Source organism: bacterium, from assembly GCA_035529855.1.
Taxonomy (GTDB): domain Bacteria; phylum RBG-13-66-14; class B26-G2; order WVWN01; family WVWN01; genus WVWN01.
The window spans coordinates 1-10,031 of record DATKVX010000053.1; the positions used below are offsets into that span (position 1 = coordinate 1).

At 61.8% G+C, this 10,031-nt stretch carries 10 protein-coding genes; all 10 read left to right on the forward strand.

Annotated elements, in window-relative coordinates; all coding sequences use genetic code 11:
• Nucleotides 1-210 precede the first annotated feature (210 nt).
• On the forward strand, nt 211-1,224 hold the full coding sequence (locus tag VMX79_05930) for a helix-turn-helix domain-containing protein (protein ID HUV86635.1): 1,014 nt from the start codon (nt 211-213) through the stop codon (nt 1,222-1,224).
• 47 nt (nt 1,225-1,271) lie between these two features.
• Nucleotides 1,272-3,632 (forward strand): PBP1A family penicillin-binding protein, encoded by a 2,361-nt coding sequence (locus VMX79_05935; protein HUV86636.1) that lies wholly within the window; start codon nt 1,272-1,274, stop codon nt 3,630-3,632.
• Nucleotides 3,633-3,672: 40 nt separating this feature from the next.
• Complete coding sequence (ribD, locus tag VMX79_05940) at nt 3,673-4,827, forward strand: bifunctional diaminohydroxyphosphoribosylaminopyrimidine deaminase/5-amino-6-(5-phosphoribosylamino)uracil reductase RibD (protein ID HUV86637.1); 1,155 nt, start codon at nt 3,673-3,675, stop codon at nt 4,825-4,827.
• 6 nt (nt 4,828-4,833) lie between these two features.
• Entirely contained in the window at nt 4,834-5,475 is a 642-nt protein-coding gene (locus VMX79_05945; GenBank protein HUV86638.1) for a riboflavin synthase, read from the forward strand.
• Between the two features lie 22 nt (nt 5,476-5,497).
• Nucleotides 5,498-6,754: a bifunctional 3,4-dihydroxy-2-butanone-4-phosphate synthase/GTP cyclohydrolase II gene (locus VMX79_05950; GenBank protein ID HUV86639.1), complete on the forward strand. Its 1,257-nt coding sequence runs from the start codon at nt 5,498-5,500 to the stop codon at nt 6,752-6,754.
• 81 nt (nt 6,755-6,835) lie between these two features.
• Nucleotides 6,836-7,315: a 6,7-dimethyl-8-ribityllumazine synthase gene (gene ribE, locus VMX79_05955; protein HUV86640.1), complete on the forward strand. Its 480-nt coding sequence runs from the start codon at nt 6,836-6,838 to the stop codon at nt 7,313-7,315.
• Between the two features lies 1 nt (nt 7,316).
• The gene (gene nusB / locus VMX79_05960) at nt 7,317-7,739 is read left to right on the forward strand and encodes a transcription antitermination factor NusB (protein HUV86641.1); all 423 of its coding nucleotides are present in this window, start codon (nt 7,317-7,319) and stop codon (nt 7,737-7,739) included.
• Between the two features lie 29 nt (nt 7,740-7,768).
• On the forward strand, nt 7,769-8,560 hold the full coding sequence (locus tag VMX79_05965) for a metallophosphoesterase family protein (protein HUV86642.1): 792 nt from the start codon (nt 7,769-7,771) through the stop codon (nt 8,558-8,560).
• 6 nt (nt 8,561-8,566) lie between these two features.
• Nucleotides 8,567-9,157 carry a 16S rRNA (guanine(966)-N(2))-methyltransferase RsmD gene (rsmD, locus tag VMX79_05970; protein ID HUV86643.1) on the forward strand — a complete coding sequence of 197 codons (591 nt, stop codon included), beginning with the start codon at nt 8,567-8,569 and terminating at the stop codon, nt 9,155-9,157.
• 86 nt (nt 9,158-9,243) lie between these two features.
• On the forward strand, nt 9,244-10,031 hold a 788-nt coding region (locus VMX79_05975; protein ID HUV86644.1), incomplete at its 3' end, for a prohibitin family protein.

A 10,031-nucleotide genomic window follows, 5' to 3' on the forward strand; every position in this document is an offset into this window, starting at 1 on the left:
GCATATGTCCGAGGCGGATATTTTAAATTATAACATCCGATTGCGATTGGTGTAGAGTAAAGGGACATGGTACCCACCAGGATATGGTAAAGTTGAGTTGGTTAAACAGCTCTACTTTCGCCAAGATCCGGAGGTGGCGTACCGATGTCCCGAATAAAGTATAACGATATATGTGGAGGAGAGCAAAGGAAATTTACGTTACGGGTAGAGATGGTACAGCATGCGGAGGCGCAGGGGGTAAGGAGAACGGCGGAGGCGTATGGGACGACGGCGAAGACGGTGCGGAAGTGGCGGGACCGCTACCGGGCGGAGGGGGTTAAAGGGCTGGAAGATAGGAGCCGGCGGCCGAAGAATAGCCCCGGGCGTACGGCGCGTAAGTTAGAGAAGCTGGTGGTACGGCTAAGGCAGCAGTATCCGACGTGGGGAGGTAGGCGGTTGGTGGAGCGGTTCGAGTTGGCGTGTTCGGCGCCGACGGTGTATAATATATTGAAGCGGCATGGGGCCTATAAGCCGCGGAAGAAGCGGTGGCGGCAGAAGCGAGACCTGAGAGAGCAGAAGAAGCGGCTGGGGCCGTTGGAGAAGGTACAGTTCGACCTGAAGCACTTAACGGACATAGATGAATATTACAAGGCGCTGAAGGCGTACGAGTTGCCGCGGTACGAGTATACGGCGCGAGACATGCGGACGGGGATGGTGGTGGTAGCGTTCGGGTACGAGGCCTCGCTGACGAACGCGGTGACGTTCGCGCGGTACGTAGGGCGGCACTTCAAGTTGTACGGAGGGGAGCTAAAGAACAGCTTGTGCCAGACGGATAACGGGTCGGAGTTCGTAGGGGAGGCGAAGGCGAAAAAGCCCTCGGCGTTCACCGCGGCGGTAGAAGGATGGGGAGCTAAGCACGTGCGCATCCCGCCGCGGGCGCCGACGTGGAACTCCGACGTCGAAGCGTTCCACCGCACCGTCCAGGACGAGTTCTATCAGTGCGAACGGTTCCACAGCCTCGGCGACTTCCTGGCAAAGGCCAACGCCTACGTCGCCTACTACAACTTCGAGCGGCCCATCCGCTCCCGCGGGAACCAGTCCCCGTTCCAGATCGCCTCGTCCTTGCGGCCCGGCCTCTCCCGGCACCTCTTTACCCCGCCCCCTATCATACTCGACCTCGTAGAACCCGAAACCGGTGAGTACCATGTCCCTTGTCCCCCCAGGGGAACAAGGCCGTGGCGTTGATAACTAAACGTAATTATGGTAGAATGTAGGTTAATATAGGAGTACGTATGGCAAGAGATTATTTCCCGGAATTGGACCGCCGGCGTACGCGACGCGTCAAGAAGAAAACCCGCGTCTCACGCGTAACGCGTACGTTGTTTTGGGCCCTTTACTGGAGCGCCCTCGTCGCCGTGGGCGTCGGCTTCGGCCTAATGACGGTACTCTCGCGAGGGTTGCCGCCCGTCTCGGGGTTGGAGACGTACGAGCCCGCGCTCCCCACCAAGATATACGACCGCAGCGGCGGCTTAATAACCTCTTTCCAGGTCGAAAGGCGTTACCTCAAACCCTACAACGCGTTCCCGCAAGACCTCATTAACGCGTCGTTGGCCATTGAGGACGAGCGGTTCTACGAGCACCACGGCGTCGACTACGTCGCGATTTTGCGGGCGGTATGGGCCAACGTCAAAGCCCGACACATCGTTCAAGGCGGTTCAACCATCACGCAACAGCTCGCCCGCAACTTATTCCTCACGTTGGAGCGGACGTGGGAGCGGAAGATCCGGGAAGCCTTGCTCGCCGGCAAGATCGAGGAATCTTACACGAAGGACGAGATTTTATATTTTTATTTGAACCAGATTTATTACGGCCATAACGCGTACGGCGCTGAGGCCGCGGCGCGCGTGTATTTCGACAAACACGTCGAGGAGTTAACTCTGGCCGAGTGCGCTATATTGGCGGGGTTGCCGAGGTCGCCGGGAAGGTTTTCGCCGTACGTCGACCCGGAAGAGGCGCTCGTGCGACGCAATACCGTTCTGGACAAGATGTACGAGCTCGGCTACGTCGAACGCGGCCGCTACGAAGAGGCCCGGGCCGCGCCCGTAACGGTGGCGCCCGTGAAGCGCGACCCGGACCACGCGCCGTACTTCACCGAGTACGTGCGTCGAATCCTGGTCCGGCGGTACGGCTCGGAACAGGTATTCCGGGCGGGTTTGCGCGTCTATACGACGTTGGACTTAAAATACCAGCGGATCGCGGATAAGACGATGGCCTGGGGCCTGGCGCGCCTCGAGAAGAACTACGGCAAGAAGATCGCCCGCTACGACGCCAACCTGACGTTCAAGAAGTTGGAGACGGGCCAGGTCCGGTACGTCAAGGTAACCGATATGACCAAGGCGGTCGCGATATGCGACCTCGGCGGCGGCATAAACGGCACCATGGACATCTCGCCGGCGGAATGGTCGTTCCCGTTCAAACCGGCGGAAGCCATCAAAGTGGGCGAGGAGATACCCGCCAAGGTAGTGGGCGTTTACACCAAGAAGAAGAAAGTGCTGCTGGCCTTTGAGCAAGAACCGTTCTTGCAGTGCTCGATGTTGGTTATGGACGGTCCCACCGGCGACGTCCTCGCGATGATCGGCGGCGCCGATTTCAACGAGTCGAAGTTCAACCGTTCGGTCCAGGCGAAGCGCCAGCCGGGGTCGTCCTTCAAGGCGTTCCTGTACACGGCGGCCATCGACAACGGCTTCACCCCCGCGGACGTCATATTAGACGCGCCGTTTCGGATCGAGGCCGACGGCGTCGTATGGCAGCCGCATAATTACAGCCGTTCGACTTCCGGCCCTATGACCATAAGGCACGCCATCGAACAATCGATAAACATCGTCGCGGCCCGTGTCATAGACGAGGTGGGGGTAGAGACCGTAGCGGATTACGCTCACCGCATGGGCGTAAAGAGCGAGCTGGTCCCGGTCTACTCGCTGGCCTTGGGCTCGAGCGACGTTACGGTTATGGATATGGTGGACGGCTTCGCGACGCTCGCCAACATGGGCGTTCACGTAGAACCGCGCGCCATAAAGCGGGTCGAGGACCGCTACGGTAACGTGCTGGAAGAATTCCCCGTACGCCGCGAGGTGGTGGTGGGGGAGGATACCTGCGCTATCATGGTAAATATGATGGAGGGCGTCATCGACCGGGGGACGGCGGGGTTGGCCAGGCGCTACGGTTTTAAGGGGCGAGGCGCCGGGAAGACCGGGACGACCGACGGCGCCGCGGACACCTGGTTCATAGGTTTCGTTCCGGAAGGGTTGGTCGCGGGCGTTTGGGTAGGGCGCGACGACCACGAAACGCTGGGCCACACGGCGACCGGCGAGACGTTCGCCGTGCCTATATGGTCGAAGTTTATGGGCGAGGCGCTCGGCGAGCGCGGCGACGCGAAGTTCGAGAGCTCCCCGGGCATCGTCAGCGCGCGCATTTGCGAGGAATCGGGGTTGTTGGCGATGAGTAAATGCACCCGCGTTATTACGGAATCATTCCTGCAAGGCACCATACCTACGAAATTTTGCGACATGCACGAGGCCGCGGATTGGGCCTTAAAAGACGTCGAAGCCGCTTCGGGAGGGGGGAAGGCCGAGGAACCGCGCCCCGATTTTTAACGGCGCGGCGGACCAATTGGTTGTAACGCGCGACGAGCGAATGATGGCCGAGGCTGTTAAGCTCGGCCGCTTGCGTAAGGGTAGGACCGCGCCGAACCCGGCGGTCGGCGCCGTAGTGGCGGCGGGCGATAGGGTTTTGGGTAAAGGTTTCCACGAGCGCGCGGGCGCGCCCCACGCCGAGGTGGTCGCGTTGGCGGCGGCGGGAGAGGCGGCGCGGGGCGCCACGCTTTACGTAACGCTCGAGCCTTGTACCTTCGAGGGCAAGACGCCGCCGTGCGCGCCGGCGGTAGTTCGCGCCGGCGTGAAGAGGGTCGTTTTGGGAACGCTCGACCCCCATCCCCGGGTGGCCGGCAAGGGCGCTGAGCTTTTAACCGAAGCCGGGTTGGAGGTCAAGGTCGGCGTCCGCGGGCGGGAGTGCCGGCACCTGGTCGAGGATTTCGCGAAGGCCGTGACGACGGGCGTACCCTGGGTAACGGCTAAGTTCGCGACGTCGCTGGACGGAAAAATAGCCACCCGTACGGGCGAGGCGGCGTGGATAACGGGAGCGGCCGCGCGCCGGCGGGCGCACCGGCTGCGGTGGGAACACGCCGCGGTGGCCGTCGGCGCCGGGACCGTGAAGGCGGACGACCCCCGGCTGACGGTGCGCCTCCGGGGCCGCGACGTTTCCGACGGCCCGGTGCGTTTGGTGGTCTCTTCGCGCGCCGCCCTTCCGTCGCGCGCGCGGCTGTTCGACGACTCGCCCGGGCCCCCGGTGTGGGTGGCTTGCACCGCTCGAGCGCGCGAGTTAGACATCGCGCGGTTGACCCGGATGGGCGTAGAGATTATAATGTGCGAGGAAGACGAAGGCCGCGTTTCGTTGAGCCATTTGCTTCGGGAGCTCGCGGCGCGCGGGATTACGAGCTTGCTGGTCGAGGGCGGCGAAAGATTGTTGGGCGATTTTTTCGACCGGGACCTCGTGGACCGGGTCGCGGCGTTCGTGGCGCCGAAGGTAATCGGCGGCGCCCGGGCGAAGTCGCCGGTGGGCGGCCGGGGCGTGGCGTACCTGGCGGACGTTAAGAACCTCGTCGAGGTAAGGCGCCGTTCGTTGGGCGACGACGTGATGGTCGAGGGGTATTTGACGAACGTGGACGACCTCTTCGCCGGCGTACCGCGCGTCCGCGGTGTTTACAACGAAGGCGCGGGGCGCGGGTTATAAAGACGGATGTTTACCGGGATAATATCAGAGGTGGGCGAAGTCGCGCGCGTAGCCGTGAGCGGCGCGGGCGGGCGGATACGAATCAAAGGGCCCGAGACGGCTCGAGCGCTCTCACCCGGCGACAGCGTCGCCGTCGAAGGGGTGTGTTTGACCGCGGCCGCGGCCGGCGCCGAATTCTTCGAAGCCGACGTCTCGGCGGAGACGGCGGCGACGACGACCTTGGGCGAACTTAGAGCCGGCGAGGCCGTCAACCTCGAGCTCGCGACGCCGGCGGACGGCAGGCTCGGCGGCCACTTCGTCCAGGGGCACGTCGACGGCGTGGGTAAGGTCGCGGCGGTAAAGCCTTCGGGCGACGGGTACTTGTTCCGGTTCGCCGTTCCGCCCGAAATAGGGCGCTACGTCGTGGAGAAGGGGTCCGTCGCCGTTGCCGGGATAAGTCTAACCGCGGTGGACGTCGGCGACGGCGCGTTCTCGGCGGCGATCGTCCCCCACACGTACGAAAATACGACGTTGAAACGCCGGCGCCCGGGCGACCGCGTAAACGTAGAGGTCGACTTGATCGCGAAGTACGTGGAGCGATTCTTGGGCTCGAGCGCGGGGCGCGGTTTGACGCTCGAGCGGATGGCCGAATTGGGCTACGGCGAGTAATCAGGCCGAGTTTATGAAGCCGGTGAAAAATAAACGAGACGGCGGCAATCCGATTCTTGCCGTCGACGAGGCCATCGCGATATTCCGCGGCGGCGGTGTTCTCATCTGCACCGACGACGAAGACCGCGAGAACGAGGGCGACTTCATAACGGCCGCGGAGACGATCACGCCGGACGTGATAAATTTCATGGCGACTCACGGCCGGGGTCTGATATGTACGCCTATGTCCGAGGAGCGCGCAAATGAGCTCGGCTTGCCGCCCATGACGTCCGAGAACACCGGCCTGATGGGGACGCCGTTCACGGTTTCCGTCGACGCCGTCGAGGGCACGACCACCGGCATATCCGCCGCCGACCGCGCGAAGACCGTGAAGGTACTTGCCGACCCGGCGACGAAACCGCAGCACCTCGCCCGCCCGGGCCACGTTTTCCCGCTGCGCGCGAAGGCGGGGGGCGTGCTGGAACGCGCCGGCCATACCGAGGCCGTCGCGGACATGGCGCGGCTCGCGGGCCTTTCGCCCGTCGGCGTTTTATGCGAGATAATGGACGAGGACGGCACGATGGCGCGGATGCCGACGTTGGCCGAGGTGGCGCGGCGGCACGGCATAGGCATCGTAACCATCCGCGACATTATCGAATACCGGCGCCGCCACGAGAAGCTGGTCCGCGATATCCTTGAAGCTCCGCTGCCCACGGTGTACGGCGAATTTACGATGCACGTATACGAATCGCTCGTCACGCCCGATGAACACCACCTGGCGCTGGTGATGGGCGAAGTCGCCGGCAAAGAGAACGTCCTGGTTCGGGTTCACTCGCAATGCCTAACGGGCGACGTCTTCCACTCGCTGCGGTGCGACTGCGGCGACCAGGTCCAACGGGCGTTGGAGAAAATCGCCGACGAAGGCGAGGGGGCACTCCTTTATATGAGGCAGGAGGGCCGCGGCATTGGCCTTCTGAATAAAATTAAGACTTACATCTTACAGGACGAGGGCGTCGATACCGTGGACGCCAATCTCCTTTTGGGATTCAAGCCGGACGAGCGTCACTACGGCATCGGCGCCCAGATCCTGGCCGACCTCGGCCTAACCACCATTCGATTGATGACCAACAACCCCACGAAAATGGTGGGGTTGGAGGCCTACGGCTTGAAAATAGTCCGGAGGATACCGCTCCAGGCGGAACCGCACGAGCGTAACTACGATTACCTCAAGGCCAAGAAAGACAAGATGGGCCACATTCTCGAGCTGGATTCGGAGGAGAACGGAAAGCACGGTAAATGAAGGCCGGCGTTCACGCGACCGGGAATTCATTGCATATCGGCCTTTAAAGCATTTTAACGCGCTAACGGCGGAGGTCCCGGAATGGCGAAGGTTATCGAAGGCATAATATCGGGCCGAGGAAAGAAGTTCGCGATTGCCCTCAGCCGGACGAACGAATTTGTAACCAGGCGCCTTTTGGACGGCGCGCTCGACACGCTTAAGCGTCACGAGGTGGCCGAGGACGACGTAACGGTGGTATATTGCCCCGGCTCGTTCGAGCTTCCGCCGGTAGCGAAGCGGCTGGCCTCGGCCGGAGGGTTCGACGGCGTTATATGCCTGGGCGCCGTCATTCGCGGCGACACGCCGCACTTCCAATACATCGCCGCCGAAGTGGCCAAAGGGGTCGCCGCGGTAGCGTTCGAGGCTGCGGTGCCGGTCGTCTTCGGCGTCTTGACGACGGACACGTTGGAGCAAGCGGTGGAGCGCGCGGGCTCGAAGGCCGGCAACAAGGGAAGGGAGGCCGCGCTCGCGACGCTCGAGTTAGTCGACCTCTACGGTAAGTTGGGAGGTAAGGGGAAGTAGTTTGGGTAAACGGCGCATCGCTCGCGAGCTGGGACTGAAGCTCCTTTACCAACTCGAGCTCGTTCGCCCCGAAGCGTGCGAGGCGACGGTCGCGGCGTTTTGGCAAGACCATCCCGCGGATACCGAAGTCGAGCTCTTCGCGTCGCTTTTAGTCAAAACCGTGCTCGACCACCAACCGAAGATAGACGATATTATTAAGCAATCGGTGGACAATTGGGAGCTCAACCGCATAGCGCGCGTCGAACGGAATTTACTCCGCTTGGCGACGGCCGAAATGTTATACCTTGACGACGTCCCTCCTAAGGCCTCCATCAACGAAGCCATAGAGATCGCCAAGATGTACGGCTCGACCAAGCGCTCGTTCCAATTCGTAAACGGCGTCCTAAATAACGTCTATCGGCGCTACGTAATTAAGGCTAATTAAACGCCGCCTCCCGGACGGCGAATACCTCTTTGAAGATAGCCGTATTTTCCGACGTTCATAGCAATTTGGAGGCGTACCGCGCCGTTATTTTAGATATCGCGGGGCGCCGCGACGTAGACGCGTTGTGGTGTCTGGGGGATGTCGTAGGTTACGGCGCCGACCCCGAAATTTGCGTGCACATAACTCGCGCGCTGGCCGGTTCCGCGCCCCCGCCCGCGGTCGACGAAGAGCTCGCGGGAGCGATAGGGTCGCTGGCGGGGAAATTACGGTACGTCGTGCTGGGCAACCACGACGCCGCGGCTTTCGGCCACCGTATCATCAATTATTTTAACGAGGTGGCGCGCGTCGCGGCCCTTTGGACGGCGGCCGAGATTTCGTCGTTGGCATGTTCCTTCTTACGAAACCTGCCCTTGACGGAGGCCGAAGGGGACGTCTTATTGGTACATTCCACTCCCGTAAGGCCCCAGGAATTCCATTATATAACGAAAGTCGGCGACGCTAAAGAAGCGTTCGGCGCGACGGACGCGGCCGTTATTTTTTACGGCCACAACCATCGACCGGTAGTAGTCTCGGACCGGGGAGGCCGGCCGGCCGCGGCGAAGCCCGAAGACTTCGGTAAGGACGCCAGGTGGTTGGTCAACGTGGGTAGCGTCGGGCAACCGCGCGACGGCGACTACCGGGCTTGCTACGTAATGTATGACGCGGGCGACCCGCGGCTGGAGTTCGTGCGGGTGGATTACGACGTCGACGGCGCGGCCGGGAAGATTCTGAAAGCCGATTTGCCTCGCGTTCTCGCCGAACGACTTCACTACGGGTGGTGACGGCGTTTGTCGCTCCGGGTAAGCGGGGGTTTCTTAAGGGGTCGCGTCCTGGCGGCGCCCCAAGGGAAGCACTACCGCCCGCTGGCGGGCCGGCTAAAACAGTCGCTGTTCAACTACCTCGGCGAAACGGTACGCGGTGCCGCGGTGCTGGATTTGTTCGCCGGCGTGGGCGTCTTCGGCGTCGAGGCGCTTAGCCGGGGTGCGGCGCGCGTTTCTTTCGTCGAACGCGACGCCGGCCTGGTCGACGCGTTGGAGAACAACCTACGAGCTTTGGGTTTGGCCGACGCGGCGCGCGTGTATAGCGAGGATGTATTTACCTACTTCGATATTACGCGGCCGAGTACCCCCTACGACGTCGTTTTCCTGGACCCGCCGTACGGCCGCGGCCTGGTGTTTCGGGCCGTCGAGGGACTCGCGACGTGGCCCGGCTTCGGCGGGGATACGTTGGGAATAGCCAAGACGTTCAAAAAAGAGCGCTTCGCGGGCCCGGCGCCGCTTGCCCTACTGGACGTGCGGCGGGTGGGCGACGACGACCTGTCTTTTTTTGGCAAAGTACGCTCGAGCCGCGCGGCCGGCCGCAGGGGTGAAGTACCTTAGCCTCGGGTCGGGCGCGCTTTACGGTTGCGATACGTTCCAACTCGCCGCGGGCCGGCTGATGCGCCCGCGCCATAAGGAGGTATCGGATGTTCCTCTTCGTATTGTCCATATTGGGAATCGTCGGCGGTGTGGTCCTTTTCGCGATGGGGAAATGGGTCGGCGCGAAGGGCGGCTTCAGGATTCTGCCGACGGTGGCGTTGGTGTTAGGTTTGGTTTTGCTTATCTTTTCGTCGCTGGTGGTTATTCCGGCGGGTCACGTCGGCGTGCCGGTAATATTCGGCGACGTAAGCGAGACGGTGTACGCCTCGGGCCTCCATTTCAAGTGGCCCGTAGCCGAAGTCATAAAAATGAGCGTGCAGGAAAGGGCTTACACGATGGGGGTTACGGCCAAGGCGGGACAGGTTGACCCAACGGATATTATTACGGTCCTTACCCGAGAGGGCATGAAGGTCGACTTAGACATAACGATCCAGTACCGGATACAGCCGGAAAAGACGCCGTGGATCTTGAATAAAAAGGTTTGGGGTAACGTCGATAATTTCGAGTACCAGTACGTTCGCCCCGAGGTCCGCCGCGCCATCCGCGACGTATGCGCGAGGTATTCGGCCCAACAGCTGTATTCCGATAAACGTGCCCAGATCGGCGAGGAGATCCGCGAATTGGCGGATACGCTGTTGGCTAAAAACGGTTGCGCCTGTGTCCTGGTCAACCTCCGCAACGTCGTCCTTCCGGAGGTAGTGACGGCGGCGATCGAACGAAAAAAAGAACGCGAGCAGCAGAGCGAGGAATACGAGTACAAACTCGACGTCGAGACGAAGGAAGCCGAGCGTAAACGCATCGAGGCGAGAGGCATCCGCGACTACCAGATCACGGT